Raw genomic sequence first — 25,031 nt, 5'->3', positions numbered from 1 at the left:
CGCCCAAACCAAGATGATGCGATGGCCCCTCCCACGGCCACGGGTTCGACTTGCGGCTGTCGTCTGGGCGGTGCTTGTCTCGCAGGTACTGCTGTATCCGGGCCTCGATGGCCTGATCGCCGCTCTCGGTGCGCCCGGTGGGATCCGCGCAGGGATGTGGTTCCTCGTCGCCGAGGTCGCCGCATTCGTCGTGTTTGCTGTCGTTTGGGGAGCCGCCAGTGACAGCCTCGCTCGACGAACGCCGCTGGTCGTCGTCGGCGCGGTCGGCGGTGCGGCCACCTACCTCCTGTTGCCGCAACTGCCCGTCCTCGGAGTCGGCTTCGGCGGCGTGTTACTGTTGCGAGCCGTGGGTGGCGCGTTCACCATCGGCGCGTTCTCGCTGTCGATCACGATGCTGATGGATCTCGGCGGCGGCAACGGGCGGAACATGGGCGCGGCGGGGATCGCTATCGGCCTCGGGGCCGCCCTCGGCTCGGTGGTCGGCGGCCAACTCGCCGCAGTCGATCCATTTGCGCCCGTCTACGCCGGCGCGGTCGTCCTTGTCGTCGCCGGCGGCGTGGCGGCGACTGTCGGGGATCGTGTTGCCGAAACGGGTGTCGGGGATCGCGTCGCCGAAAGTGGTGTCGGCACCGTCGATAGCGACGCTGACGCCGACCTCGCCGCGCCGGATCTCGGTGTCGCCCTCGCCACGCTCCGCGCGCGGCCGTCGCTCGCCGTCCCCTACGCCTTCGGGTTTATCGATCGGCTGACGGCGGGCTTCTTCTCGCTTGTCGGCGTCTTCTACTTCGGCGACGTGTTCGGGCTTGATGCTGCCGGCGTCGGCGTCGCCCTCGCGCTGTTTTTCCTCCCGTTCGCGCTGCTGCAGTACCCGCTCGGCAGCCTCTCGGATCGGATCGGCCGGTTCATCCCCGTCGTCGTCGGCTCGGTTGGCTACGGCGTGGCGATCATCGCCGTCGGCGTGGCCCCGACCGTCGAGGTGGCGATGGCGTTGATGGTACTGGTCGGCGTCGCCGGCGCGTTCGTCGCCCCCGCAACGATGGCTCTCGTTTCGGATCTCTGCGCGCCCGCCGAGCGCGGCGTGGCGATGGGCGGCTTCAACGTCTTCGGGAGTCTGGGTTTCCTCGCGGGCTTTCTGCTCGGCGGGAGCGTCGCCGACGCGGCGGGCTATCTGACGGCGTTTCTCGTCGTTGGTGGGCTGGAGATCGGAATTGCGGTGGTCGCGTTGCCGGCGGTGCGGCGGTTGACGCGTGAGTCGTCGTCACCGACGCAGTCTCCGAGTAAGGTCTAAGAAAGCGACAAAATCAGTGAACGGGCTGCTCGCGGAGCCGATCCGCAAACTTCTCGCGCACCTTGTCGAGTTTCGGCGGGATATGCATCGAGCAGTAGGCCTGTGAGGGGTTCTTTTCGTAGTAGTCCTGGTGGTGCTCTTCGGCGCGATAGAACGTCTCCAGCGGTTCGACCTCGGTAACGATCTCGTCGTCGTAGGCGTCGCTGGCCGCGAGTTCGGCGATGAACGCCTCGGCGGCCTCCTGCTGGTCGTCATCGTGAGTGAAGATCGCAGATCGGTACTGCGTGCCAACATCCGGCCCTTGTCGGTTGAGTTGGGTCGGATCGTGGACGGTAAAGAAGACTTCGAGCAGGTCACCGTAGCTGATCACGTCGGAGTCGTACTCGACTTGGACGACCTCGGCGTGGCCGGTCGTGCCGGAGCAGATTTCCTTGTAGCTCGGATCGGGGGTGTCGCCGCCAGCGTAGCCGGAGACAGCCGATTCGACGCCTGCAAGCTCCTTGAACGGGGCTTCGATACACCAGAAACAGCCGCCGCCGAACGTCGCTTTTGTAGTTGCCATGGCGTTGATAGGGGCTCAGGCGGCTAAGAAGCTACGGCTGTTTCAACGGTAGTGTTCAGATACGAGGTTGCGTGAGAGGAATAGATGTAGAAAGCCCTCGGCTCTCTCGATTCCCGCGGCTCGCTACGCTCCTCGTTCGCTTCGCTCACTGCGGTGCTTACGTCGCCGGGGTTCATCGAGAGAGCCTCGCCCTTTCAGTCCGCCAGGGCGGCAGTTGGTCGGCCAAGCGATCCACCTGCTGGCTACTCTTGTGAATACGACCGATGGCAAGGTGTCAAAATGTCGCTGTCGACACAGCCGCCAATCAGCCGTCACCAGCCCAGCCACCATGGTGGCTGAGCGTGCCGAGATTCACCCGGGAGTCGACACTGGAGCCACGGACGCCCGCGCCGAGCGCGTAGATGGTGCCGTTGTCGCTGGTGACAAACACTGTCTCGTTGACGACGACCGGTGCGGTGTCGACCCAGTCGCCGGTATCGGAGTGCCAGTCGCGTCGCCCGGTCGTTGTATCGATCGCGTACACATAGCCGTCGTTGCTGCCGACGTACACGTTGTCGCCGGCGACCGTCGGCGACGACCACACCCGGCCGTCGGTCTCGAAATACCACCCCTGGTCGCCGGATGCGGCGTCGATCGCATACAGCGCGCCGTCGTCGCTGCCGACGAAGACGCTCCCCTCGGCGACCGTCGGCGAGGAGTTGATCGCGTCGCCGGTGGCAAACTCCCAGCGTTTGTCGCCCCACTTCGCATCCAGCGCGTACAGCGTGCCGTCGCCGCTGCCGACGAAGACGGTGTCGCCGGCGACCGTCGGCGAGGAGCGCACCGGGCCGCCGGTTTCGAACGTCCAGCGTTGCTCCCCGGAGGCCGCACTCAGCGCGTAGACGTGGCCGTCGTCGCTGCCGATGTAGACGGTGCTGTTTGTCACCGTCGGCGAGGCGTAGATCGGGCCATCGGTGTCGACGACCCACCGCTCTCTGCCCATCTCGGCGTGCAACGAGTACACCGAGCCGTCGCCGCCGCCGACGAACACGGCGTTGCCGGCGATCGTTGGCGACGACTCGATAAATCGGGGCGTCTGAAACGCCCACTGTTCGTCGCCGGTGTCGGCATCGATCGCGTAGATGTGGCCGTCGTCGCTGCCGACAAACACCCGTCCGTTGACAACCGTTGGGGTGGATTCGACGAAATCGTCGGTCTCGAACACCCACTGTTCGGCCCCGCTGTCGGCGTCGATGGCGTAGACGCTATCGCCGTCGCCGCCGGCGACGACCGTCCCACCGACGATCGTTGGGGCAGAGCCGCCGAGACCACCGGTGCTGTACGACCACCGGATCTTGCCGGCGGCCTCTTCGAGCCGCAGCTGGTAGCTGTCGTCTTCCTCGTCGTCCTCGGTGATCGAATCCGGAAGCTCTGCATCAACCTCGAACTCCCAGTAGTCACCTTTGGCTTCCAGTTTCTCCTCGTCGTCGCTCACACCCATGTTGTATACCCCCGCCCGCAAAAATGGGACGGACGACCGCCGAGTTAGCCGGAGAGCCGGTCGACGACGGTCTCGCCGTCGACAACGAGGTTGTAGGCCGCCTCGTCGTCGTTCCACAACACGAGGACGTTCTCAAAGGCCAGCACCGCGCCGTACTCCGCACTCGCCAGCGCGCGGTTCAGCGCGGAGTCCTGTGTTAGCACCGCGTAGTGGTCGGTCGTCTGGCTCCCGTCGCCGATCCGGAAGACGGCGTTGTCGCCATCGCTGAGGTCGTGACTCAGCTTCACCGCCAGCAGGTCGATCCGGTCGGTGACGTGGTCGTCCATGGCGGCCATCTTGGCGTGGCGATCCCGACTCGCTCGGAACGGATAGCGTCGCTCGCCGTCACGGCGCAGCAGACTGTACGCAAACTGCACGTCGACGTTCCGAAATGCGTCCGGATCGTCCTCGCCGGCTTCGCCCGCCGCCTCGGCGAGTCGATCCTGAAAGGCCGGGGTCGCAAGCTCCGGGCGCACGTCGAACGACCAGCCGCGGTCGTCGGGCTCGGCCCCATCCCAGAGCCGCAGCGTCGGCGCGTAGACGGTCACATCGCTGTCGGCACCCGTGACCGCCCGCTCGATCTCACGCAGCTCGATCGCGGTGTTGCGGTCGGCGGGCTCCAACAGCAGTAGCGTCCCGTCGTCGGCCAGGTGTGATAGCGATTCTTCGACGACGGTGACGGGATCGTCGAGTTCGTTGCAGACGTTGCCGAAGATGATTAGATCAAACGGGCCGTCGTCTGCGTCGCCCGCATCGTAGTCGAAACTCTCGATCGTCGACCGATGAATCGTCGACCGGAAGTTGCGGCTGGTCTCGCCGAGTACGCGGTCCAACACGTCGGCCGCCGCGCTTGGCTCGACGGCGTGGTAGTCGACGAGACCGGCGTCGGGCTCAGGGTCGTCCGCGTCACCAAAGACAAAATCGTGGAGGCCGAGTGCGGGCCCGCCGACGCCGGCACCCACATCGAGGACGCGCATCGACGCCGGCAACAACCCGCGTTCGGTGAGCGTTGCCAACACGTAGCCGATCGCGGCGTAGTACGCGGGCAGATGGTAGATCGCGTAGCCGGCGGCGGTCGTCGCGTCGTACTCGATGTCGTCGCCGGCGAGGTAGTCAGCTTTCAGCTTCCGGATCGTCGACCGAAGCGTCGTCCCCGAGTCGCCACGATGCCAGTTGGCTCCGTACTGTTTGACGAGGAAATCCTCGACAGCACGGCTGTAGTCGGCTGGCAACGCCGCCGGCGACCACTCACGGTGGGCAACCGTTTCCACCTCAAGCGGGACAAAGGTTCCATCCGCGCGTTCGACGAGGCCGAGATCGAACGCCTCCTCCCGGAGTGTCTGGGCGACGACAGCGGGATGAGGCTGGCCCTCGATGTATTCGGCGATTTCCTCGGGGTCGATCGGTCGCACCTGCTGGAGATACTTTGCGTTCGAGCGAACCGCCTCTCGGTCGATCACTCGTCGCTCACCCGGCTGTCGGCACCGACGTTGCGCTTGGCCTGCTCGTAGAGGTCGGCGAAGGTCTCGCTGTCGGCGTCAGCGATCTCTTGGGCGGCCGCCGCGATGTCGTCGGCCCCGTCGAAGGCCGCCTGGATCTCGCTGTACACCTCGGGGCTGCCCTCGGTGACCGTCGCCGCCAGCGATTCGAGCTGTTCGGACACCGGGGTGGCGAACTCCTCGCGGATGTCGCCGGCGACGAGCGCGTAGGCCAGGACGGCCGTGTGCGCCCCCGCCTGGATCGTCTCCATCGCCGCGTCATGTTCGGCTGCCGTCGTCTCGAAGACCGTGTTGCCGGCCTCGACCATGGCCTCCTGGATCGCCGCCAGCGTTGGCCCGGCCGCCTCGGTGACGACCGCGATGTTGCCGGGCACCCGCGGCGGCGCGAACAGCGGGTGAAAGCTCGCCCGTTCGCGGTCGGGCGCATGCTCGGCCATCGCCGCCAGCGGCCGATCCATCACCCCGGAGATATCGAAGATCGCGGTCTCGGCCAGCGGCGCGTAGGTGGCGACCGCCTCGTCGACGACCGACATCGGCACCGCGAGCCCTACAGCGTCAAACGTCTCGTCGGTATCGGCCGGCACCGCCCGTGCCGATCGGGGTTCGGCTGCCGCCTCGGCGACGGCTGGATCGGCATCGGTGAACGCAACGTCGGCGTCGACGGTGTCGGCCAGCCACCGTCCCATCTCGCCCGCGCCGACGACGAGTAGCTTCATACCCGCCCTTCCGGACGGTGTTTCAAAAGGTGTTCGATGGGGGCTACCCGATTCTGTTGGTGACTGTCCCCTCATCGCGCTGTCGCCACCCGACTGGCCTAGTCTATATTAGGTATATAGTTGTATTCATCCGAATTCTTAAACGATTCGTAACTCAATCAACTGATAGGCAGTACGAAAAACGAAGATAGCTGCTCAGAAATGAATAATCAACTAATACATTCCGGGCGCGATGAATCGAACAACGGCCGCGGTGCTGCCGGGCTGGCAGCCGCTGACCGGGAGGCTCTCGAAGCCTTTGTCCGCGACGCCGACGCCGGAGCCTACGACGACGGCGACGCCGAGAACCTCGCGGCAGCCGTCGAAACTATCCGCTCGCTGCTGGAGCCGACCCCGACAGCCGGGCCGACGACCGAATCGACGACCGAACCGACGCCGGCGGCAACGAAATGGGCCGACGCAGCCGACTACAGCGGGCCGACCGGTGAGAGCACCTCGGCAACGGGGATCGACCATCCCATCGACCGGATCGAGCTTCCCGATGCCGTCGACGCCGCGGCCGCACGGGCGGCCTACGATGCGGTCGTGGAGTTTCTCGTCGCCACTGGGCCGGCGACCGCCAGCGAGATCGCCGGCGGTGTCATGCCGGAGCACCCGCTCGGCTACGCGCCGCCGTCGGCGACAGATCACGAGGCGGCGACGTGGTGGCACGAGGTGATCAAACCCACACTCGATGCTGATCCGACCGTGAGCGACGACTCACCCTACGGCTACGAACTCGGTGGCCGAGGTGTGTGACGACGGATCCGCTCACAACTCACCACGTTCGGCTCAGTGCTGTCGTGTCGCCGAAACGGTATTGTATATTCGTCCGTATACACTCTTGTATGAGCAAGAGTATTCGTGTCGATGATGACACCCATGCCGCGCTCAGCTCGTTGAAGGGTGAAGAGGAAACCTTCGATGAGTTGCTGTCTCGGCTCCTGTCGGATCGCCGCGAGCAGATCCGGGCGGGTGCCGGCCTGTGGGCTGGCACTGACGCCGCCGAGGGGGCACGAAAGGCGCGGCAAGAAATGAAAGACAGCATCGGCAACTGATGGTCGTCTACGACAGTAGCGTCCTCATCGACTACTTGGATGGTGACACCACAGCCGTCGAGTACGTCGAAACCCACGCTGACCAACAGGCGGTCGCGCCACCACTGGTGCTGTTTGAACTCTACCGGGGCGAGATATTCACCGCCGGCGAGCCGGAGTTCGATACTGTTGATGCCGCGCTCCAGTGGGTCGACATCATCGAGACGGATCGGACGCAGGCCCGCGTCGCCGCGGCGGCCGAATCCGAACTTCACCAACAGGGTATCCCGCTGTCAGCCCGTGATGCCTTCATCGCCGGCACAGCAAAGCGGCTCAATCAACCCCTTGCCGTCTCGGATGGGGATTTCGATGTTGACGGAATCAACGACGTGCTTACGGTCGATATGCTGTGACGCTCGTTTTTATCACTCAACCGCATCAAAACGCACCGCTTCATCCGGGATCGTCTCGCCGTCGTGATCCTGGAGTGTTTCGAAGGTAAGCGTGATCGATGTCGGCGGGACAGCCTCGCTGAACCGGATCGTAAACAGCGACGCGGGATCACTGAGCGCGCCCGCCTCGCCGGTCATATCGACCGCCCGAACTCGGACGAACGCCGAGCCCACGCCGCCGTCGACGACCTCGAAGTAGCGTTCCAACACGCCCGGCTCGACAGCCTCGATGGTGATCTCGCCGGCCGCATCGCAGGCGATCCGGGCGGTGTACTTCTGCACGCCGGCCGGCGCGTCGGTGATGACGACGCTGACGGCGGTCGTTGGGTGCTCGTTGCTCATGCCGACCGATGGCTCGCAGCTGGCCTGTGGGTTTCGGTTCGCCGTCGAAAACGAGGGTCTTCGCAGCCGACTGCCGCGTACTATCGGCTGGGATCAGTGTCGTCAGTCGTTGGCTCCGCGTCGGGACACAGCCGCATTTCTGCCGTTCCATCCTGACACTCCACGGTCAACTCGAAGGCCGTTGTAGTGTATTCAAGCCGAACGTGTTGGGTCGGCGCACACCGCGTGTATCCGACGAGGAGCTGATTGAGCGCGTCACAGTTGATGACCTCATACAGCGGCGGCAGCTCGATCCCTTCGGCGTTCTCGCAGGCCTGGAGTAACAGGACAACAGCGTAGGTCGGCTCGGTGTCGGCTGGATCGATCGTCGTTACATACCCCTCGGTCTCTGGGCCGTGTCTGACCGAGGGCTCGTCGTCACTCATCGGGATCGACCTCGGTATCGACGAGGTGGTGATCGAAGCGATCGACCGGAAGGGTGCGGGAGGGGTTGCTGATCGTTGCATCGACAGCCGCCGATCCAAGCGCGCCCAAGTCGTTGATCCGGTTTCGGTCGGTGCCCGCTGACACATCGATCCGGTCGATCACCCTGCCCACGCGGCATGCATCCCGCTGTCCGAGATCGCGGCTGTCTCGGGGAGCCCCATCGATAATCATACCATTGTTGATATTCCGGGTGAAAATAATTATTTTGGTGTACTGACTATCTGATTGCTAGATTTGTAACTATAGCTTCACAATAGCTAGCAGTGATACCTATTTTGGGGCACAAAGTTCGAATCCACCACAGTCCGATGTCGGTGCCAGCACCACACATCACGATCGGCCATGCTCGGCCGTGCCCGCCCTCGCGGGCTGCTCAGTCGACGACAAACGTCCGTGGGTAGTCGGTCAGATTCTCGTAGCCGTTCTCGGTGACGACGATGATGTCCTCGATGCGAACGCCGCCCACATCGGGATCGTAGAGCCCGGGTTCGACCGTGATGACCTGGCCCGCCGCAAGCTCGCCGCCCTCGGTGCTGAGCCGCGGCTGTTCGTGGATCGCCAACCCGACGCCGTGGCCGGTCGTGTGGATGAAGCCGGTTTCGGTCGACGGATCGGTGCGGAAGGTTGGCAGGCCGGCGTCCTCGTAGATCTCGCAGGCGGCGGCATGTACGTCCGCGCCGCTCGCGCCGGCTTCGACCGCACCGAGGGCCGCATCGAGAGCGCGCTCGGTGAGGTCGTACCACTCGCTGATCGTTTCGCCGGGCTCGCCGACACAGAACGTGCGGGTCATGTCGGCGTGGTAGCCCGTGGTCTTATCCTGCGGGAAGATGTCGATGATGATCGCCTCGTCGCCCCACAGCGGGCCGCTGCCGCGCTCGTGGGGATCGGCGGCCTGCGCGCCGCCGGCGACGATCGTCGAATCGAGCCCGTAGCCGTCTTCTAGTAGCGTCGCCTCGATCTCGTGTTTGACGCGCTCGCTGGTGAGGGGGTCGCCCTCGTGGCTGAGTCGCCCGTCGCTGTCGACGCTGGCGGCCGCGAGCAGCGATTCGGCGGCCGCCATCGCCGCCTCGTTGGCGCGTTGGGCTGCGCGGATGTGGTCGATCTCCTCGGGCGTTTTCACCGATCGGATGTCCATCAGCACGTCGTCAGTGTCGACGCTGACGGTGTGGCCCTGCTCGCGGAGTCCGTCGGCCGTCGACAGCGGGAACCGATCGGGAACAAAGACGCTGTCGACGCCGCAATCGGCCAGAAACGCGCTGTTGACCCGATGGCTGGCTTCGGTCGGGCCATGTTCCGAAACAAGCTGGCGGCGGTCGTAGTCGGCCGGTCGTTTCACCGTGTCGGCGCGGCTCTCGGTGACCGCGCGGCCGTACTCCAGCCCGGAGACGAGGACGGCGAGGCCGTCGGGTGTATAGCAGGTCAGAAACGGATCCGGGGCGTCGAACCCAGAGAGGTATCGCTGGTTCGGGTCGGTGCTGTCGGCGTCGATGAGATAGCCGTCGACACCGTGGTCGGCGAGGTGATCGTCGAGGGCGGACAGATCCGGCTCCATATTGGTGTTTAACGGCCCCGATACGTAGTGGTCTCGTTTTGAACGGCCAATGTAGTGTGTCCAGACAAGCAGTTGCATGAGATGGAGCAGTGTAGAAAGCCCTCGACACGCTCGACTCCCGGGACTCTCACGACTCCCTTCGGTCGCCGTTCGAGAGGGTCGCGGTCTCCCTGCGGTCGACCGCGCGCTCGCTGCGCTCCTCGTTCGCTTCGCTCACTGCGGTGCTTGCTTCGTCCGGGTTCGCCGAGCGCGTCTCGCCCTTTCAGTCCGCCAGGGCGGCAGTTGGTCGGCTGGCCATCGCGCCAAGTTGCTTGCTCGCTTTCAACGACCGGTAGCTGCATAACAAACGCTAAGCCGCCGGCTCCAAACCCTCGGATATGCGCTTAGAGGAGTTTTGGGGCATCGGGCCGAAGACGGCCGCGCTGCTCCGTGAGTCGATCGGCGAACCCGACGCCATCGCCGCCATCGAGAACGCCGACATCCGGACGCTCGCCGCCGCCGGCGTCCCCCGCGGCCGGGCGATCAGGATCCTCCGGCGGGCCAGCGGCACCGACGGCATCGAGGTGCTCGGCACCGGTGACACCCGCGATGTCTACGACGAGCTGCTGTCGGTCGCCAGCGAGTACGCTCTCACGAACCACGCCGCCGACCGAATCCGCGTGATGACGCCGCTGTCAACGCGGGAGGCGATGGCCGACCGCCTCGATCGCGTGTTGGCCGCGAAAGATGCCTGGATCGAGCTGGGCGATGACGACCGCGAGCGGGTGATCGACGCCTTCGACGCCTACGACGACGCCGGCGGCACCGACAGCGCGGCCGTTGAGGCCGCCCTCGAACTCGATGCTGTCGGGCTCGCGGGCGAGCCGTTCGACGCCTTAGCCGGGATCGACAGCGACGCCCTGCAAGAAGCCAAAGGCGCGCTCGGGGCCGTCCGGGAGACCGACGATGGCGTGGTAGTCGCCGAGGGAGCCGACGACGAACTCGACGCGCTCCGGGCCGAGCGCGACGCGGCCGCCGATCTCAACAACGCGGCCTTCGATATCATCGAGACGGTACGAAGCGATGGCGTCCGCGATATGGACGCGCTGCAAGCGGGTGTCATCGAACACATTGCGAGCGAGACCGGGATCGAACCGCCCCGGGTGCGGTCGGCCGGGGCCGACGACGCTGTCGACGCCGCCGATTTCGTCAGCCAGACGCTGCGCGCGCTGGTCGACGACCTCGAAACCGCGGTCGACGAGCGAGAAGAAACGGTCGCCGCCGAGCTACAGGATCGCATCGCGGCGGCCGACGCCGACGTGACCGCCGCCGTCACCGCGATCGGCGACATCGCCCTTGATCTCTCGCTGGGGCGGTTTGCGGCCGCTTTCGATCTTCGGCGACCCGATCTCGTCGACGACGGGCTGGCGGTGCGAAACGCCCGCAATCTCTTTCTCGATGGCGACGTGCAGCCGATCACCTACGCGGTTGGGAATCACGGCCTCACCGACACCGCCCGGTCGCTGTCGCCGCCGACCGGCGATCGCGTGGCGGTGCTGACGGGCGCGAACTCCGGCGGAAAAACGACGCTGTTGGAGACGCTGAGCCAGGTCGCCCTGCTGGCAGCGATGGGGCTGCCGGTGCCAGCCGACGAGGCGGAGGTTGGCCAGTTCGAGACGATCGTTTTCCATCGCCGCCACGCCTCGTTCAACGCTGGCGTGTTGGAGTCGACGCTGAAATCCATCGTTCCGCCGCTGACGGGCGATGGCCGGACGCTGATGTTGGTCGATGAGTTCGAGGCGATCACCGAACCCGGCCGGGCGGCCGACCTGCTCAACGGGCTGGTGTCGCTGACAGTCGACCAGTCGGCCCTCGGCGTCTACGTGACTCATCTCGCCGACGACCTGAGCCCGCTACCCGAGACCGCCCGGATCGACGGCATCTTCGCCGAGGGGCTTGATCCCGAGCTCGAACTCCAGGTTGACTACCAGCCGCGGTTTGGCACCGTCGGCAAATCGACCCCGGAGTTCATCGTCTCACGACTCGTCGCCAACGCGACCGACCGCGCCGAGCGCGCCGGCTTTGCGTCGCTGGCCGCAGCGGTCGGCGAGGAGGCCGTACAGCGCACGCTGTCGGATGTTGAGTGGCAGTAAGGCGTCGACACCGACAGACTCTCAGAAGCTGTTTTTGATCTTCTCGAAGAAGCCCTCGGAGACATCGACCTGCTCGCCGCCAGCCTCGGCGAAGGCTTCGAGGGCCTCCTTCTGGTCGTCGTTGAGGGAGTCGGGGGTGACGACCTGAACGGTCACGTAGAGATGGCCGTTACGCCGGCTCCGCAGTCGCGGCATGCCGAGGCCCTTCAGGCGGAACCGCTCGCCGCTTTGGGTGCCATCGGGGATGTCGAGCTTTTTCGTGCCGTCCAGCGTCGGCACCTCGATCGTATCGCCGAAAACCGCCTGTGGGAAGGAGATCGGCTGATTGTAGTGGAGGTCGTCGCCGTCGCGTTCGAACTCCTCGTGCTCTGCCACCTCGACATCGATGAGGAGATCGCCGGCCGGGCCGCCGTTCTCGCCGGGGCCGCCCTCGCCGTCCATCCGGAGGGTTTGACCGGTTCTGATGCCGGCCGGCACCTCGACGGTCAGCGTCACCTCGTTTTCGACGATACCGTCGCCGCCGCAGGTGCCGCAGGTCTGATCGGCGACCTCGCCTTCGCCGCCACAGCGTCGACAGGTCGATCGCTGTTGGACGCGGCCGAACGGCGTCTGTTGGACCTGCCGTACCTCGCCGGCACCGTTACACTCCGGACAGGTGCTCACGTCCGCTTCCGGCGGGTGACCCTCACCGCTACAGGTGTCACACTCCTCGGGCCGGGTGACGGTGAACTCCTTGTCGACGCCCTCGTAGGCTTCTTCGAGGGTGATCTCCATCGACGTGCGAAGATCCCGTCCCTGTCGGGGGCGGTTGCCGCCACCGCCGCCACCGCCGCGGCCACCGCCGAAGAACTGCTCGAAGATATCCTCGAAGCCGCCGGCACCGCCGGCACCGCCACCGCCGAAACCGCCCATGCCGCCCATCCCGCCGGCTCCGCCGCGGCCGTCGTCGAAGCCGCCGCGCTTTTCGGCCTCCTCGAACCGCTCGTGGCCCATCTGGTCGTAGGCCTGGCGTTTCTCCTCGTCGGTCAACACCTCCTTGGCCGTCTTGATCTTCTTGAACTTCTCCTCGGCGTCGGGTTCGTCGCTCACGTCAGGGTGGTATTTCGAGGCTTTCTCCCGATAGGCCTGCTTGATCTCGTCTTCTGAGGCGTCACGTGAGACGCCCAGGGCATCATAGAAGTCCTCGCTCATCAGTTATCCTTCGCTAGTTAGCGCGACTACTTGAAAAACGCGGCTTCCGGACTCACCCCCGAGACGCCCGCAACGACGCCTGCTGGCTCGGTTCGGCTGTCTCCGGCGGTGTGCGTGTCTTCGGTGTCGACGACGAATAGGATTCATTGTCGCCGACGAATGGCGTTCCTCGTCGACGACAAATGGTGTTCACCGTCGACGACGACTCAGCCGAACCCGCTGTCGCCGAAAGCGTTTATAAGGGGGCCTTTTATCCGTTCGGCCCTTCGATACAGACCAATGAGCGCGCCGGCTGACTCCATCGAGATCCAGAACGTTGTCGCATCGACGGGGATCGGGCAGGAACTCGACCTCGAAGCACTCGCCACCGACCTGCCAGGGGCGGACTTCAACCCCGACAATTTCCCCGGGTTGGTCTACCGCACCCAAGAACCGAAGGCAGCAGCCCTGATCTTCCGGTCGGGCAAGATCGTCTGTACCGGCGCGAAAAGCATCGCCGACGTACACGACGCCCTCGATATCATCTTCGGCAAGCTTCGGGATCTGGGGATCCCGGTCGAAGACGCGCCCGAGGTGACCGTCCAGAATATCGTCTCCAGTGCGGATCTGGGCCACAGCCTCAACCTCAACGCGCTGGCGATCGGGCTCGGGCTCGAAGATGTCGAGTACGAACCCGAACAGTTCCCCGGGCTGGTCTACCGGATGGACGAGCCGGAGGTCGTCATCCTGCTGTTCGGCAGCGGGAAGGTCGTTATCACCGGCGGGAAGACCGTCGACGACGCGAGTGCGGCTGTCGAGCGGATCGTCGACCGCATCGACGAACTTGGCCTGCTCGGCTAAACTTCCGGGAAGACGGTCGGGGCCACCCGATGTTGCATGAAAGCTTATATTCCTCCCTGTGATACGTTCACGTAGTGGCATCCAGACAGCCCAGTCCGGGTGTCGAGGAGACGCCCGGCGGTAGGTCGCTTCCCGAACCGACGGCGTACGCCGACGCGGTCGGCCGCGCCGAACCGAGTGCCGCCCCGCCAAGCCGGCACCGTTCTCCCGAGGATCCCCCACCGCGAACGCCCGCGGTGTATGCCCACACAGACCACTTCCGGCAGCGACTGCACCAGCAGGGCCGGTATGTGTCCGTCCCGATCGTCGCCGAGGCGATCAAACAGGGACAGCTTCGGTGGAACACGACCGACGGCTGGCGGTTCGCGCTCGTGAAACACGGTGTTAGATACGTGATCGTCGTAGGCGACACCGAAACGCAGTCGCCGGTCGTTGTCACCGGCTGGACGGCGATCGACGACTGGGAAACCGCGCGTGCGGAGGCCAGATGGAACGAGACGGATCTCCAAACGATCCGGCTACGGGCGGATCTCAGCGGCCACCGCGACGAGCAGATCCCGGATCGCATCCGCCCGCGATCGGTCGATCGCGCCTTCGAGATCGGCGGCCACCGCGTCGTCACCGCGGCCGGTGAGAGAGCTGTCAGCTGTGTCGACTGCGACGGTCAGTTTCGCTCGAAGGACGACCTGAAACGGCGACACTGCCGGCGGTAGGTCGTCGATCCCTCGGCCGCCCACCGTCGGTCACAACGGGTTTGTGGCTCGACAGCCTTGCTCACCCAATGACCGATCCCGACCGCGATGTCGACGACGGCGAGTCATCTCCCGATATCTCTCCCGCAACTGATGGCGACGATGTCGACGTTGCTGACGAGGCTGCCGACGCTACCGACGACGCTGCCGATGAAGGTGACCGTCCGGATGACGCCGAGATAACTGACCTCCCGGCGTCGTCGCTCTCGCTGGATGACTTCTACGAGGTCGTTGACGCCGAGGAGCGACCGGTGCTTACGGCCAGCCAAGTCGCCCGTCGGCTCGATTGTAGCCGCGAGGAAGCCCAAGAGGGACTCGCCGCGCTCGAAACCGCCGGCAAGCTCGACAGTGCCGACGTTGAACACGATCCTGTCGTCTGGTATCCCGCGACCGTCGGCGACCTCGCGGGCCGCGAGCGCGTCGTTCTCTTTCCGACCCGCCGGGAGATCGTCGTCGACGAGCCAACCCAGTACACCCGCGCGCAACTCGCGCAGTTCGCCCATCTCGTCGATTCGACCGGCACCGAACCCGGCACCCGCGGCTATCTCTACCGAATTCGTCAAGAGGACATCTGGGCCGCGCCGTACGACGAACTTGAGGAGTTGTTGGCGGCGATGCACTCGGTGTTGCCCCGTGAGTCGCCGCATCTCGACGAGTGGGTGACCGCCCAATGGGAGCGCGCCAGCCAGTTCATCCTGCGAACCCACGATGACGGCTATACGGTTCTTGAAGCGGCCAACGAGAACTTGATGGGCAACGTCGCCGAGCAGAAACTCCCTGAGGACGCGTTGCGCGCACCGATCTCCGACACCGAAGCGTGGGTCAACAGCGACGAGGTCGCCACCGTCAAACGGGTGCTCTACGAGGCGGGATACCCGGTCGCCGACGACCGCGAGCTCGACACCGGCGACGCCCTCGACGCGGAGTTGACGGCGACGCTCCGAGAGTACCAGCAGGCGTGGGTCGACACCTTCCTCGATCAACAGGCTGGCGTTTTCGTCGGCCCGCCCGGCAGCGGAAAGACCATCGCTGCCATCGCCGCGCTCGTCGCCGTTGGGGGCGAGACGCTGATCCTCGTGCCGAGCCGCGAACTCGCCGCCCAGTGGCGCGAAGAGTTGACGACGCACGCGACGCTGACCGACGCCGACATCGGTGAGTACCACGGCGGAACGAAGGAGATTCGCCCGGTCACTATCGCCACCTACCAGACGGCCGGCATGGATCGCCACCGCCAGCTGTTCGATTCTCGTGGCTGGGGGCTCATCGTCTACGACGAGGTGCAGCATATCCCGAGTCCGATCTTTCGCCGGAGTACCCAGCTACAGGCCGCGCATCGGCTGGGTTTGTCGGCAACACCCGTACGGGAAGACGACAAGGAAAAAGAGATCTTCACCCTCATCGGCCCGCCGATCGGTACCGACTGGGCCGCACTGTTCGAGGCCGGCTTCGTCGCCGAACCCGAGGTGCAGATTCGCTATGTGCCGTGGCGCGACGACGACGCGAAAAACGCATACAGCAGTGCCGACACCAACGACCGCCACCGCATCGCGGCCCAAAACCCCGCCAAAATCGACGAGATTCGCGCGCTCCGTGGACGACATCCTGACGCGAAGACGCTGATCTTCGTCGACTATCTCGATCAGGGCGATGAGATCGCCGAGGCACTCGACGTGCCGTTCATCAGCGGCGAAACGGCCCACCACGAACGCCAACGCCAGTTCGCCGCGTTCCGCGACGGCGAGCAGCGAACGCTCGTCGTCTCGCGGATCGCCGACGAGGGGATCGACCTCCCGAACGCCGAACTCGCTATCGTCGCCTCCGGGCTCGGCGGTTCCCGGCGGCAGGGCACCCAGCGCGCCGGCCGGACGATGCGCCCCGTTGGCAACGCGGTGCTGTACGTGCTGGCGACCCGCGGCAGCCGCGAGGAGGATTTCGCCCAGCGACAGATGCGGCACTTAGCTGGTAAGGGCGTTCGAATCAGCGAAACGACGATCAGCGAGTAGTTGCTTGATAGGTCGTTCAGTAAGCCGGAACAATTGAAACCACTTCGAAAGCCCCGAGTCGCTCCGGTCGAGGGCCTCGCTGCGCGCCTCGTTCGCTCCGCTCACTGCGGTGCTTGCGTCGGCCGTCTTCCCGGAGCGACTCACCGGGAGAGCTCCGCTCTCCCGAGCTCACGGTGCGTAGCACCGTGAACGCCCCTTTCAGTCCCACCCGACCGCAGTCGCTTGGGTCACCAACGCGGCGGGACTGAAAGGGGCCGACGGCTCGACTCCCGGGACTCGCTGCGCTCCTCACTCGCTTCGCTCGTTGTGGTGCTTGCATCGTCCGGGTTCGCCGAGTCGTCGGGGGCTTTCGAGCTGTTTTCGATCTAATCACAGCGATCTAAACAGTATCACTCGATAGCGGCTGTGAGCTACGCGATCACATCGCCAATCGCGTCCATCACGCGGTCGACTTTCTCGACATCCGCGTTGTAGCCCATGTGGCCGACTCGCAGAATGTCGTCGGCGAGATCGCCGAGGCTCGTCGCCAACACTATGTCGTGGTCGGCCTCGACCCGCTGTTGAATCCGCTGCGCTTCGCCGGGCACGTGGAACGCCGTCACCGTCGGTGACGACCGCGAATCGTCGGGATAGATTGACAGCCCCAGGTCGCGGCCGCGCTGTCGACACCGTTCGGCCGCGCGTTCGTGGCGATCTATGACGCTCTCGACACCCTCCTCAAGCACGCGTTCGACTGCCACGTCGAGTGCGGCGACGTTGGCGTCGAGATGCGTGTACGGAAAGCCGTCGCTGGTATCGCGCCACGGCAGGAGGTTCGTGTACAGCGAGGTCGGTTCGCGGTCTTCCATCGCGTCCCACGCGCGGTCGCTGACGGCGGCCGTCGTGAGGCCTGGCGGCGCGCTGAAACACTTCTGTGAGGCACCGAGACAGACATCGATCCGGTCGGTCGGTACCGGCGTTCCGCCGAGCGAGGAGACGGCGTCGACGACGCTCAGTACGTCGTACTCATCGAGGAGGTCGAGCACCGGTGAGAGGTCGTTGAGCGTCCCGGTCGGCGTCTCGCAGTGAACCAGCGTTGCCAGTTTGAACGGCTCGTCGGCCTCCTCGTCGGCCGAGAGCGCGTCCTCGATCGCATCGAGATCGAAGCCTTCGTGGTAGGGCGCGGAGACGAGTTCCGCCTCGCCGTCGTAGTCGGCGACGAAATCCGCAAACCCGTCACCGTAGATCCCGTTTGAGACACAAAGCACGCGGTCGCCAGGCGCGACAAGCGAGGCGATGGCGGCCTCCAGTCCGAGGATTCCCTCGCCGCCAGGGACGATCACGTCGTGGTCGGTGTCGTAGATCTGCTGGAGATTCCGACAGAGGCGGTCGTATCGCTCGGCGAACTCCGGTTGGACGGCCGAGTTCGGTTGCGGTTGGGCCATCGCCTCCCGGACTTCGGGCGGGACGGCGGTCGGCCCCGGCGTGAACAACATAGTAGCCTGTCGGCGGGCGACCCAGTAGTGGGTTGTGGTCTACAGCGGCTACTCGATCTCCTCGGGTTCGTCCCACTTCGCCTCGCTGTCGACTGGCTCTGTCGCGTGGCTGATCTCGGCCTCCGAGTAGTCGATCTCGTCGAGCACCATGCTCAGGCGTTGCCAACGTGCGCTTTGCTCGCCTTCGCCCTCGGGGCCGACTCTCGCGCCGCGAGTCTTGAAAAAGCGCGCGCCGCGGTCGCGTTTGGCGCCCTCGCCCGTGTGGCCGTCGAAGATCGCGTCGAATGTTCCCTCTGGTTCGAGGTCGCCAGCCGGAAAGTCGACCGAGGGTTCTTCACCGGCCTCGCGCGCAGTAGCGCGTTCGTCGGCGACCTTCCGAAAGTATTCGTCGGCATTGGCGGCCTCCCGCGTTGAGGTCGATCGCGCGGCCGCGAGTGCGGCGTGGATCGCACAGAGACGTTGCCGCCAGGCATCGTTCTCCCAGCGATCAGTTGCCAGTTCCTCGTATCGCTGGATCGTCAGCGCGACTGACTCGCCGGCTTGGAGATCTTCGACAACGTAGAGGTTCAGGCGATCCCAGAGGTTCCAGCCGTAGCCCGACCGCTGGAGTTCCCACGCGGCCCACGCGGCGACCTCCTCGTCGGAGCGGCGGACTGCCTTCTGTAGCAGGCTGGAGACGGTATAGCGGCTGTAGCCGCCGTCGGTTTCGTCGGCCTGCTTCGGCTCGCCGAAGTCGTTGTCCGTGTCGGCGTCGGGATCGCGCTCGGTGTCGAGGTCGCCGTCGCTGCCGAACGTCGCTTGCCGGGGCTCGTCGTCGGCCATATCGGCCCTGGGAGTGGCGGCGGCTAAAACGCGGCGGCTGCCGCTGGCTATGTCGGAAGGGGGTCGTCAACGAAATCGACGCGCTTGATGACGCGCTCGCCGGCCGCGTTGACGCCGACGAGGATCGCCACCGCGACGACGATGATACCGACTTGTCGCGGGGTCGACAACAATCCAAGCGAGACGATCAGCGTCGTCGCACACGCCGGCGGGTGGACGGCGTCGGTGGCGATCATCGCCCAGCTGGTCAGCATGATCGACAGCGTCGCACTCGCTGCCAGCCCGAGGCCCGCAGCCGACAGCGGCGGTGGCGTCGCCGTGATCGGGACTTGGCCGCCCAGCAGCGACCACGCGAGCAACCCGGCCAGCCCGCCGATGAGGTGGCTGGCGACGATGCGGGCTGCGTCGGGGCGGTCGCTGTGACCCTCGAAGGCGAGGACGAACGCGGTCGGGCCGAGACTCGGAAAGACGAACGGCTGGCCGCTGGCCCACGCGATCACGCCGAGGGCGGTGAACAGCAACCCAGCGTACAGGCTCGTCCCGAGGCGACGGCGCATGTCACGCCTTCGAAAGTCGCTACATAAACAAGTCCTGTTTTGTCATGCTTCGACCCGGAAATCACAGTCGAATCTGCCGATTCTTCAAATTTGGCCGTGTCGCCGCGTTCTGAATCGGCTCTCCTACAGATCCAACTCGGCAAGGAGGCGTGCAGTAATCACTTGCTCGACGATCTCCAGCAGGCTGTCGTCGTTGGTCGTGAAATCCGCGAACAGGCCCAGCGGGATCTCCCCGCCGGCAACGTCGTGGTGGCCGCCCGCGCTGCCGACATCGTCGAACGTCTCCCGCAGCAGGTCGCCGACGTGCACCCGCGGGTCGGGAGCCCGCGCCGAGAGGTGGATCGACTCGCCGATAAGCCCGAAGACGATCACCGTCTCGACGCCCTCCAGCGTGGCGAGGTAGTCGGCGGCCTGCGGGACGGCGTCGCGCTCGCTCGTCCGGCCGACATGGGAGATGAGCACCGCCGAGGTCGTCGTCCGATTCGTGATCGCGGTCGCAATCGCATCCAGCGTCGCCCCCGAGACCGACGGCGTTGACAGTGTCTGCAACAGATCGAGATCCGCGTGATCGTGGAGGAAGCCGGCGGCGTCGTACTCGGCGGCCGTTGCCCCGCGGAGGAAGTTCAGCGTCTCCCGCCGGATGGCGAACAGCAGCGCGGTCGCCAGTATGGGATCGACCTCCATATCGAGGGCTTCGACGTATTCGGCGAGGATCGTCGCCGCCGCGCCGATCTCCTCGCGGTGGTCGACGAACCGGGCCTCGATGGACTCGGCGGGGTGGTGGTCGATCACGATGTCGATGGCCGTCTCCGGATCGACATTGTTGTTCGCCCCCGGGATTGCGTGATCGACGAACGCGACGAGAGAGTCGTCGGGCCGGTCGCGGAGTGCGTCGGCGTCGAACGGTTTGAGGTCGATTTCGAGCAGATTGACGAACGCGCGGTTTTCCTGGTGGGAGATGTCGCCGCTGTAGAGGATGTGTCGCTCGTCGATCCCGGCGTTGGCGGCGATCCGGCCCAACGCGAGCGCGCTGGCGAGGCAGTCCGGATCGGGGTTGTTGTGGCAGACGATGTTGAGTTCGCTGCCGTCGGCAAGGAGCTGGTGGAGGTCGTGGACGGAACTCATTGGGTAGGTTTCCGGTGCCACCCACTTAGGAATAGGCAGCGTTCTACTGATTCGATGCCTGAGCTGCTATCTTTGATGGGAACGATGACGCCACTCTCTCGGTCGAACCCATCGGTTTCGATACCGGATTCGGTCGTGAAATGCTACTGTGATCCGCTCTCTATCCGCGTTCCGTCAGGCCGCTTCTGCCCCTCGGAATCGTGGACGACGACGCCGTCGACATCGCGGGACTCGTAGTTCTCTCGCACCGCGATTGCCTCCTCGATCTCGCGGATCGCTCGCTCTTTGAGCGCGGCCGCTAACTCCTCGGCCTCTTCGCGCGAAATATCGCGGCCGAGGCCTTCGCACTCGTGAGCGCGAACCATCCCCTCGCCGTCGCCGGTTTCACCGGCTTCCCGTTGCGCTGGCAGCGCAACGCTATCGACGGCTTCGCCCATCGGCTGACTCGTTCCGCCGAGGGCGACGCTGAACGGGTACGTCTTGCAGATCAGCGGCCGATCCTCGTGGACGCCGCAGTGGCCGGTGCCGTCGTCGCTCTCCTCGTAGAAGGTACAGTCGCCGCAGGCATCGGTCTGGAGTGCCCACTCGAATGTTTCGCCTGCGTCGTCGCCGTCAAGTCCGTACGGCATCGGCCGTGCTACGTCGCGCCAGTCGTAGTCGCCAGCATCCTGCAATTCTCGGATTTCGCCGGGAAACACGGTCGCTGTATGTGGTTCACGGTCGGCCGCATCCGGCTCTTTCTCTTCCCCGTCGCCATCGCTGTCAGGGTCGTACCCTTTACAACACGCGCCACACCGGGTACACTCGAAGCCAATCGACTCGATAGCGTCGGCGAGGTCGTCGACAGCGAGGCCGCGGGCGCGGTCGAGTTCGGTTTCGAGGCTGTCCATCAGTCTGAGGGCTGACTCGCTCCCGAGCCGGTCGTCACGAACGCCGAGAGGTCGATCTCGCCGCCGACGGCCTCGGGCGTCTCGTATGGTCGGTTGACGACGAGATCGCCGGCACGCTGCTTGCCGATGCCTGGCAGGGCTTCGAGTTCGGTCATGCTCGCGCTGTTGATATCCAGCGGGTACGGCACCGCCGTCACCGACCGGTAGCCGTGATCGACGATGACGGCATCCACTGTCCGACCGAGCGGTCGCTCCTCAGGGAAGCCGACGAGCAGCGGGTAGGTACCGAGCTGGCGGCCGAACGTCCGGCCGTCCTCGTGGTATTCGAGATGCACGTCCGGGAGGACGGTGCCGGCGGGCGCAACGCGCTCTAACATCGGCTGGTCGATTGTTTCGCGGACTTCCTGTTTGTAGGATTTGAACAGATCCTTGTGCTCCTCGGCGATGGCCGCGCCGGTCTCCGACATGTCGGTGCCCTCGAAGGCCATCACCTGCCGGATGTTGATGCGGCGGAGCATCAGGCCCGCGTCGTAGACGCGCTGGAGGAACGCCCGGTTGTGGTCGTACGTCGCGCGGCGTTCTTCCTGGAGGCCGTGCAGCAGATTGATTCCGGGTAGCAGTTTCGGCAACCGATTCGCCGCGCTATCGCCGTGGGTTGGCGCGTCGCTGCGGTCTTCGCCGGGCCGCCAGCCGGCCTCCTCGTTGACGATCTTGACTGCCTGAAAACATTCCTCGGCGGTGACGTTGAGGTTGTTGGCCTCCTGCACCACGGGGTCGGCCGATTCCAGCCCGAAGGCTGCCGTATCGCCAGGCGTGTTGTGCTCGGCGATGATCCGAATTCCTTCTCTGCTTTTCTCGGGCCACTCGACAATCGTGATCGGGTTCATGTTGTCGAGGTGCAGCGTTTCGAGGTCGGGGGCGACCTCCCGAATCCCGCTGTAGAGCCGCCGGAGCGCGTCGGGGTTGGGGGCCTCGCCGTCGCCACCGAAGGCGAGGATGTCGGCCTGGCGGCCGAGCCGGAAGTGTTTGACGCCGTAATCCGAGAGCGTGTCGACTTCGTCGACGACGGCGTCGGCGGTGCGGAAGGCTGGATTCCCGTAGAGGGGTTCGGTGCAGAACGAACAGCGGTAGGCACAGCCGCGAGAGGTTTCCATCTCGCAGATCAGGTAGTTGGGGTGGTTGGGATGCTGTTCGACGATGAACGCACCGTCTGGGGCCCACCGGCTGAGTTCGTCGTTATCGCGCATCCGGTTGTTGAACCCCTCTAACCCTGAGTCGACGAGATCGTAGGCGGCCGCCTCAACGTCGCCTTTCGCAACGAAATCAAAGTCGAGATCCTTCCGCTCGGTCTCGGTCGCGCCGGCGTTTTCATCGCCGACGCCGAACCGAACCGGTCCACCCATGAGCGACGTGCCCTCGGCAACCCACGCGAGTTCCTTCACCTCGTCAGGCTCGGCGGGCGTCCCACCGACGTAGCTGCCGGGGACGGTCATCCCACCGACGTAGATCATCAGGTCGGCGTCGGCGACCGCACTCCATTTCTGGCGATCGTCGCGGAGTTCGTCGATCGTGTGGTAGGTGATATTGGCCTGCGGGACGCCGGCGTCGACGAGCGCGCCGGCGGTAAACCGCGGATACGTCGAGATGTAGGGCGGCACGCCGAAATGTGCCGGCTCGTCGACGTAGCCGTCGACGATGGTGATGGAGAGATCCGAGGGCCGGGTCATACCCCGCTGTTCGGCACCAAGCGGCTAAAGCCGTGTGATCCGCCCTGCGGACGTGTGCGGTGTTCGGCAGTGTGCCACGTCATTTAACTTCGTGGCACCCCTCCGCTCAGGTATGCCAGAAACCGTCGAAGTCGAATGCGACAACGGGGACTGCGAACTCGATATGTTCGAAGTTCACTACACTTACGATGTCCCTGACGACCACGGCGTCGCCGACCTCATCTGTCCGTACTGTGCCGACAGCGCGAGCCTCTCGGAGATCGTCCTATGACAAAGCTCGAAACCTACGGCCGGGAGGCCCTCAACACGGTGCTCGAACGGATCGGCCGCGGCGTCAGCCAGGTTCAGTCCCGCAAACCGCTCTCCTATGACCTTCTGGAGAGCGACACCGAGTACCTCATCGTCTTCGACGCGCCGGGGGCGACCGCCGAGGACGTACAGGTGCAGTTCGTCAACGGCGACGTTGAGGTGCGGATCGATCGCTTCCGGGCGTTCCACAAGGGCTTCGAGATGCGGTTCCCCGGTCGCGGGCTGACGCTTTCGGGGACGGCCGAACTCCCGGACGCCGCGAGTGTTACCGGCAGCGACACCACCCCGGATGCGACGCTGACCCAGGATGGCACACTCCACGTGACGATCCCGAAAGCCGAGACGGCCCACACGGTTGCTGTCGAAGATGATGACGCCGACGCCGAGCACTCTGGCGACGAGCAGTCCGGCGACGACACGGGAGACGACACAGAAGACGACGAGCAGTCCGACGACGACGCTGCCGATACCCACACAGACGACACGTAACAACCCCTGAGCTGCTGTATCTCTCTTTGCATCCGTCTTTCTTTTTCCACATAGCGGGCTCTCTTTCCGTGTTAGCGACCTGTCTCCGCTGTGTCGAATGGCCTGATGCTGCTGAGTTATGATATTCTGAATTATCTGTTCTTCTACGTAGTTCTAAATATCCGTACGAAATGTCCATTAGTAACCGGTTTTTAATGACGTACAAACTCTATTATCGCCAATACGTTTTTACACTTCAATCAGTAACACGCAACTGAACTGAACCGTCGCCGCAAGCGACTGGTTCCATCATCAGCTATGAAAGACCTCACAGCGTTTCAGCGAGACCTTCTGTACGTCATTGCGAGTCTCGACGATCCCTACGGGCTTGGGATCAAGGAAGGGCTCGAATCGTACTACGACGACGATGTTAACACCGGGCGCGTCTACCAGAATCTCGGAAAGCTGGTCGACAGCGGCTACGTCGAGAAGGCCGCTATCGACAAACGAACCAACTCTTACACGCTCACCCCAACAGCCACCGCCGCCATGGACGACCGTCAGACATGGGAGACCAAACAGGTGCGGCGGATCGACGCTGCTGACCCAACCCCGTCAGCTGAGGCCGAAACCCACTCGTAGCTACATCGGAAGATCGGCGTCGGCGTCGACAACGCGGTCGGCCTCCGGTGGGATCTCCCACTCGGTCGTCAGCTCCAGCAGCTGCGCCAGCATGCGACCGGTCGCTCCCCAGACGGTGTAGCCATTCACGTGGAAGAAGTGGATGCGGATCGGCCCGTAGTGGGGGTGATCGCGGTGTTCGGACTCGTAGTTCGATAGGTCGGTCAGTGCCGCCACCGGCAGCTGAACGATCTCGGCGACCTCGTACTCATCGCGGATGTACGCTCGATCCGGGATCCGGCCAACGAAGGGCCGGACGATGTATCGCGTGACGGTCTCGATGTCGTCGATCCGGCCGACAACCTCGCTTTCGTCGGGCCGAAGGCCGATCTCCTCGTCGGCCTCTCGGAGTGCGGTGGCTTGGAGATCCGTGTCGGCCGGTTCGCGCCCGCCGCCCGGAAAGCTCATCTGACCGGGGTGGTCGCCGAGGTGTTCGGCGCGTTTCGTAAAGAGGATCGCCGGCTCGCCGTCGCGCTCGATGATCGGCGCGAGCACCGCGGCTTCCTTTGCTGGGTCGGCGATCGCCGACGGCGTATACCGACTCACCCCCGTCAGATCCATACCTAC

General features: G+C 64.9%; 27 protein-coding genes. 11 read left to right on the top strand and 16 right to left on the bottom strand.

Translation table 11 applies throughout. The features are described 5' to 3' along the window. Window positions 1-16: 16 nt before the first annotated feature. Window positions 17-1,288 (top strand): MFS transporter, encoded by a 1,272-nt coding sequence (locus tag EWF95_RS10735; protein WP_185911771.1) that lies wholly within the window; start codon window positions 17-19, stop codon window positions 1,286-1,288. 13 nt (window positions 1,289-1,301) lie between these two features. Here EWF95_RS10735 and msrA read toward each other — a convergent pair whose 3' ends face one another. From msrA to EWF95_RS10715, 4 genes are all read right to left on the bottom strand, one after another. Then, complete coding sequence (gene msrA, locus EWF95_RS10730) at window positions 1,302-1,850, bottom strand: peptide-methionine (S)-S-oxide reductase MsrA (protein WP_142444078.1); 549 nt, start codon at window positions 1,848-1,850, stop codon at window positions 1,302-1,304. Between the two features lie 304 nt (window positions 1,851-2,154). Further along, window positions 2,155-3,324: a beta-alanine-activating enzyme beta-propeller domain-containing protein gene (locus tag EWF95_RS10725; RefSeq protein WP_185911770.1), complete on the bottom strand. Its 1,170-nt coding sequence runs from the start codon at window positions 3,322-3,324 to the stop codon at window positions 2,155-2,157. Between the two features lie 50 nt (window positions 3,325-3,374). Beyond that, window positions 3,375-4,829: a small ribosomal subunit Rsm22 family protein gene (locus EWF95_RS10720; protein ID WP_142444076.1), complete on the bottom strand. Its 1,455-nt coding sequence runs from the start codon at window positions 4,827-4,829 to the stop codon at window positions 3,375-3,377. Then, window positions 4,826-5,584 (bottom strand): prephenate dehydrogenase/arogenate dehydrogenase family protein, encoded by a 759-nt coding sequence (locus tag EWF95_RS10715; protein WP_142444075.1) that lies wholly within the window; start codon window positions 5,582-5,584, stop codon window positions 4,826-4,828. Before EWF95_RS10715 ends, EWF95_RS10720 begins: the two co-directional genes overlap by 4 nt. Before the next feature lie 201 nt (window positions 5,585-5,785). Here EWF95_RS10715 and EWF95_RS10710 point away from each other — a divergent pair, with 201 nt between their 5' ends. From EWF95_RS10710 to EWF95_RS10700, 3 genes are all read left to right on the top strand, one after another. Further along, the gene (locus EWF95_RS10710; RefSeq protein WP_142444074.1) at window positions 5,786-6,382 is read left to right on the top strand and encodes a hypothetical protein; all 597 of its coding nucleotides are present in this window, start codon (window positions 5,786-5,788) and stop codon (window positions 6,380-6,382) included. Window positions 6,383-6,471: 89 nt separating this feature from the next. After that, window positions 6,472-6,681: a DUF7557 family protein gene (locus tag EWF95_RS10705; RefSeq protein WP_142444073.1), complete on the top strand. Its 210-nt coding sequence runs from the start codon at window positions 6,472-6,474 to the stop codon at window positions 6,679-6,681. Beyond that, on the top strand, window positions 6,681-7,073 hold the full coding sequence (locus tag EWF95_RS10700; RefSeq protein ID WP_142444072.1) for a PIN domain-containing protein: 393 nt from the start codon (window positions 6,681-6,683) through the stop codon (window positions 7,071-7,073). The genes EWF95_RS10705 and EWF95_RS10700 overlap by 1 nt, the downstream gene beginning before the upstream one ends. A 12-nt stretch (window positions 7,074-7,085) precedes the next feature. On the opposite strand, the gene EWF95_RS10695 is transcribed toward EWF95_RS10700, so the two are convergent. The 4 genes from EWF95_RS10695 to EWF95_RS10680 form a co-directional block, all read right to left on the bottom strand. After that, entirely contained in the window at window positions 7,086-7,454 is a 369-nt protein-coding gene (locus EWF95_RS10695; protein ID WP_142444071.1) for a hypothetical protein, read from the bottom strand. Between the two features lie 80 nt (window positions 7,455-7,534). Beyond that, a complete protein-coding gene (locus EWF95_RS10690) occupies window positions 7,535-7,879 on the bottom strand; it encodes a HalOD1 output domain-containing protein (protein ID WP_142444070.1) in 345 nt (114 codons plus the stop codon). After that, on the bottom strand, window positions 7,872-8,111 hold the full coding sequence (locus EWF95_RS10685; protein ID WP_142444069.1) for a hypothetical protein: 240 nt from the start codon (window positions 8,109-8,111) through the stop codon (window positions 7,872-7,874). Before EWF95_RS10685 ends, EWF95_RS10690 begins: the two co-directional genes overlap by 8 nt. A gap of 202 nt (window positions 8,112-8,313) precedes the next feature. Continuing rightward, window positions 8,314-9,492 carry a M24 family metallopeptidase gene (locus EWF95_RS10680; protein ID WP_142444068.1) on the bottom strand — a complete coding sequence of 393 codons (1,179 nt, stop codon included), beginning with the start codon at window positions 9,490-9,492 and terminating at the stop codon, window positions 8,314-8,316. Between the two features lie 377 nt (window positions 9,493-9,869). Here EWF95_RS10680 and EWF95_RS10675 point away from each other — a divergent pair, with 377 nt between their 5' ends. After that, window positions 9,870-11,624 carry a DNA mismatch repair protein gene (locus tag EWF95_RS10675; RefSeq protein ID WP_142444067.1) on the top strand — a complete coding sequence of 585 codons (1,755 nt, stop codon included), beginning with the start codon at window positions 9,870-9,872 and terminating at the stop codon, window positions 11,622-11,624. A 21-nt stretch (window positions 11,625-11,645) separates the two neighbouring features. On the opposite strand, the gene dnaJ is transcribed toward EWF95_RS10675, so the two are convergent. Continuing rightward, window positions 11,646-12,815: a molecular chaperone DnaJ gene (gene dnaJ / locus EWF95_RS10670; protein WP_142444066.1), complete on the bottom strand. Its 1,170-nt coding sequence runs from the start codon at window positions 12,813-12,815 to the stop codon at window positions 11,646-11,648. Window positions 12,816-13,094: 279 nt separating this feature from the next. On the opposite strand from dnaJ, the gene EWF95_RS10665 reads away from it, so the two are divergent. The 3 genes from EWF95_RS10665 (at window position 13,095) to EWF95_RS10655 (ending at window position 16,410) form a co-directional block, all read left to right on the top strand. Further along, a complete protein-coding gene (locus tag EWF95_RS10665) occupies window positions 13,095-13,655 on the top strand; it encodes a TATA-box-binding protein (RefSeq protein ID WP_142444065.1) in 561 nt (186 codons plus the stop codon). 74 nt (window positions 13,656-13,729) lie between these two features. Further along, window positions 13,730-14,368 (top strand): hypothetical protein, encoded by a 639-nt coding sequence (locus EWF95_RS10660; protein ID WP_185911769.1) that lies wholly within the window; start codon window positions 13,730-13,732, stop codon window positions 14,366-14,368. A gap of 68 nt (window positions 14,369-14,436) precedes the next feature. Next, window positions 14,437-16,410 carry a DEAD/DEAH box helicase gene (locus EWF95_RS10655; RefSeq protein WP_142444064.1) on the top strand — a complete coding sequence of 658 codons (1,974 nt, stop codon included), beginning with the start codon at window positions 14,437-14,439 and terminating at the stop codon, window positions 16,408-16,410. Between the two features lie 410 nt (window positions 16,411-16,820). On the opposite strand, the gene EWF95_RS10650 is transcribed toward EWF95_RS10655, so the two are convergent. The 6 genes from EWF95_RS10650 to EWF95_RS10625 form a co-directional block, all read right to left on the bottom strand. Then, a complete protein-coding gene (locus tag EWF95_RS10650; RefSeq protein ID WP_142444063.1) occupies window positions 16,821-17,885 on the bottom strand; it encodes a pyridoxal-phosphate-dependent aminotransferase family protein in 1,065 nt (354 codons plus the stop codon). 48 nt (window positions 17,886-17,933) lie between these two features. Next, window positions 17,934-18,707 carry a hypothetical protein gene (locus EWF95_RS10645; protein ID WP_142444062.1) on the bottom strand — a complete coding sequence of 258 codons (774 nt, stop codon included), beginning with the start codon at window positions 18,705-18,707 and terminating at the stop codon, window positions 17,934-17,936. A gap of 47 nt (window positions 18,708-18,754) precedes the next feature. Then, a complete protein-coding gene (locus EWF95_RS10640; RefSeq protein WP_142444061.1) occupies window positions 18,755-19,264 on the bottom strand; it encodes an HPP family protein in 510 nt (169 codons plus the stop codon). 123 nt (window positions 19,265-19,387) lie between these two features. Further along, window positions 19,388-20,389: a DHH family phosphoesterase gene (locus tag EWF95_RS10635; RefSeq protein WP_142444060.1), complete on the bottom strand. Its 1,002-nt coding sequence runs from the start codon at window positions 20,387-20,389 to the stop codon at window positions 19,388-19,390. Window positions 20,390-20,532: 143 nt separating this feature from the next. After that, the gene (locus EWF95_RS10630) at window positions 20,533-21,279 is read right to left on the bottom strand and encodes a YkgJ family cysteine cluster protein (protein WP_142444059.1); all 747 of its coding nucleotides are present in this window, start codon (window positions 21,277-21,279) and stop codon (window positions 20,533-20,535) included. Further along, entirely contained in the window at window positions 21,279-23,006 is a 1,728-nt protein-coding gene (locus EWF95_RS10625) for a radical SAM protein (protein ID WP_142444058.1), read from the bottom strand. The genes EWF95_RS10630 and EWF95_RS10625 overlap by 1 nt, the downstream gene beginning before the upstream one ends. Before the next feature lie 112 nt (window positions 23,007-23,118). On the opposite strand from EWF95_RS10625, the gene EWF95_RS13605 reads away from it, so the two are divergent. The 3 genes from EWF95_RS13605 to EWF95_RS10615 all read left to right on the top strand — a co-directional run bounded on the left by EWF95_RS13605 (window position 23,119) and on the right by EWF95_RS10615 (window position 24,425). Continuing rightward, window positions 23,119-23,277, top strand: coding sequence for a DUF7559 family protein (locus tag EWF95_RS13605; protein ID WP_185911768.1), 159 nt, complete (start codon window positions 23,119-23,121; stop codon window positions 23,275-23,277). Further along, on the top strand, window positions 23,274-23,804 hold the full coding sequence (locus EWF95_RS10620; protein WP_142444057.1) for an Hsp20/alpha crystallin family protein: 531 nt from the start codon (window positions 23,274-23,276) through the stop codon (window positions 23,802-23,804). Before EWF95_RS13605 ends, EWF95_RS10620 begins: the two co-directional genes overlap by 4 nt. A gap of 297 nt (window positions 23,805-24,101) precedes the next feature. After that, the gene (locus EWF95_RS10615) at window positions 24,102-24,425 is read left to right on the top strand and encodes a PadR family transcriptional regulator (protein WP_142444056.1); all 324 of its coding nucleotides are present in this window, start codon (window positions 24,102-24,104) and stop codon (window positions 24,423-24,425) included. Here EWF95_RS10615 and EWF95_RS10610 read toward each other — a convergent pair whose 3' ends face one another. Further along, window positions 24,426-25,025 (bottom strand): NUDIX hydrolase, encoded by a 600-nt coding sequence (locus tag EWF95_RS10610; protein WP_142444055.1) that lies wholly within the window; start codon window positions 25,023-25,025, stop codon window positions 24,426-24,428. Window positions 25,026-25,031 lie beyond the last annotated feature (6 nt).

The organism is Halonotius roseus (assembly GCF_006861655.1).
GTDB lineage: Archaea > Halobacteriota > Halobacteria > Halobacteriales > Haloferacaceae > Halonotius > Halonotius roseus.
The sequence above is the reverse complement of the archived record's forward strand: the minus strand, read 5'-3'. Positions and strand labels throughout refer to the sequence as shown.

Excerpts from the sequence above, each read along its gene's own strand:
- EWF95_RS10735 (WP_185911771.1), top strand. The coding sequence starts at position 17 with ATGCGATGGCCCCTCCCACGGCCACGGGTTCGACTTGCGGCTGTCGTC.
- msrA (WP_142444078.1), bottom strand. The coding sequence starts at position 1,850 with ATGGCAACTACAAAAGCGACGTTCGGCGGCGGCTGTTTCTGGTGTATC.
- EWF95_RS10715 (WP_142444075.1), bottom strand. The coding sequence starts at position 5,584 with ATGAAGCTACTCGTCGTCGGCGCGGGCGAGATGGGACGGTGGCTGGCC.
- EWF95_RS10710 (WP_142444074.1), top strand. The coding sequence starts at position 5,786 with ATGAATAATCAACTAATACATTCCGGGCGCGATGAATCGAACAACGGC.
- EWF95_RS10705 (WP_142444073.1), top strand. The coding sequence starts at position 6,472 with ATGAGCAAGAGTATTCGTGTCGATGATGACACCCATGCCGCGCTCAGC.
- EWF95_RS10700 (WP_142444072.1), top strand. The coding sequence starts at position 6,681 with ATGGTCGTCTACGACAGTAGCGTCCTCATCGACTACTTGGATGGTGAC.
- EWF95_RS10695 (WP_142444071.1), bottom strand. The coding sequence starts at position 7,454 with ATGAGCAACGAGCACCCAACGACCGCCGTCAGCGTCGTCATCACCGAC.
- EWF95_RS10690 (WP_142444070.1), bottom strand. The coding sequence starts at position 7,879 with ATGAGTGACGACGAGCCCTCGGTCAGACACGGCCCAGAGACCGAGGGG.
- EWF95_RS10685 (WP_142444069.1), bottom strand. The coding sequence starts at position 8,111 with ATGATTATCGATGGGGCTCCCCGAGACAGCCGCGATCTCGGACAGCGG.
- EWF95_RS10680 (WP_142444068.1), bottom strand. The coding sequence starts at position 9,492 with ATGGAGCCGGATCTGTCCGCCCTCGACGATCACCTCGCCGACCACGGT.
- EWF95_RS10675 (WP_142444067.1), top strand. The coding sequence starts at position 9,870 with ATGCGCTTAGAGGAGTTTTGGGGCATCGGGCCGAAGACGGCCGCGCTG.
- dnaJ (WP_142444066.1), bottom strand. The coding sequence starts at position 12,815 with ATGAGCGAGGACTTCTATGATGCCCTGGGCGTCTCACGTGACGCCTCA.
- EWF95_RS10665 (WP_142444065.1), top strand. The coding sequence starts at position 13,095 with ATGAGCGCGCCGGCTGACTCCATCGAGATCCAGAACGTTGTCGCATCG.
- EWF95_RS10655 (WP_142444064.1), top strand. The coding sequence starts at position 14,437 with ATGACCGATCCCGACCGCGATGTCGACGACGGCGAGTCATCTCCCGAT.
- EWF95_RS10650 (WP_142444063.1), bottom strand. The coding sequence starts at position 17,885 with ATGTTGTTCACGCCGGGGCCGACCGCCGTCCCGCCCGAAGTCCGGGAG.
- EWF95_RS10645 (WP_142444062.1), bottom strand. The coding sequence starts at position 18,707 with ATGGCCGACGACGAGCCCCGGCAAGCGACGTTCGGCAGCGACGGCGAC.
- EWF95_RS10640 (WP_142444061.1), bottom strand. The coding sequence starts at position 19,264 with ATGCGCCGTCGCCTCGGGACGAGCCTGTACGCTGGGTTGCTGTTCACC.
- EWF95_RS10635 (WP_142444060.1), bottom strand. The coding sequence starts at position 20,389 with ATGAGTTCCGTCCACGACCTCCACCAGCTCCTTGCCGACGGCAGCGAA.
- EWF95_RS10630 (WP_142444059.1), bottom strand. The coding sequence starts at position 21,279 with ATGGACAGCCTCGAAACCGAACTCGACCGCGCCCGCGGCCTCGCTGTC.
- EWF95_RS10625 (WP_142444058.1), bottom strand. The coding sequence starts at position 23,006 with ATGACCCGGCCCTCGGATCTCTCCATCACCATCGTCGACGGCTACGTC.
- EWF95_RS13605 (WP_185911768.1), top strand. The coding sequence starts at position 23,119 with ATGCCAGAAACCGTCGAAGTCGAATGCGACAACGGGGACTGCGAACTC.
- EWF95_RS10620 (WP_142444057.1), top strand. The coding sequence starts at position 23,274 with ATGACAAAGCTCGAAACCTACGGCCGGGAGGCCCTCAACACGGTGCTC.
- EWF95_RS10615 (WP_142444056.1), top strand. The coding sequence starts at position 24,102 with ATGAAAGACCTCACAGCGTTTCAGCGAGACCTTCTGTACGTCATTGCG.
- EWF95_RS10610 (WP_142444055.1), bottom strand. The coding sequence starts at position 25,025 with ATGGATCTGACGGGGGTGAGTCGGTATACGCCGTCGGCGATCGCCGAC.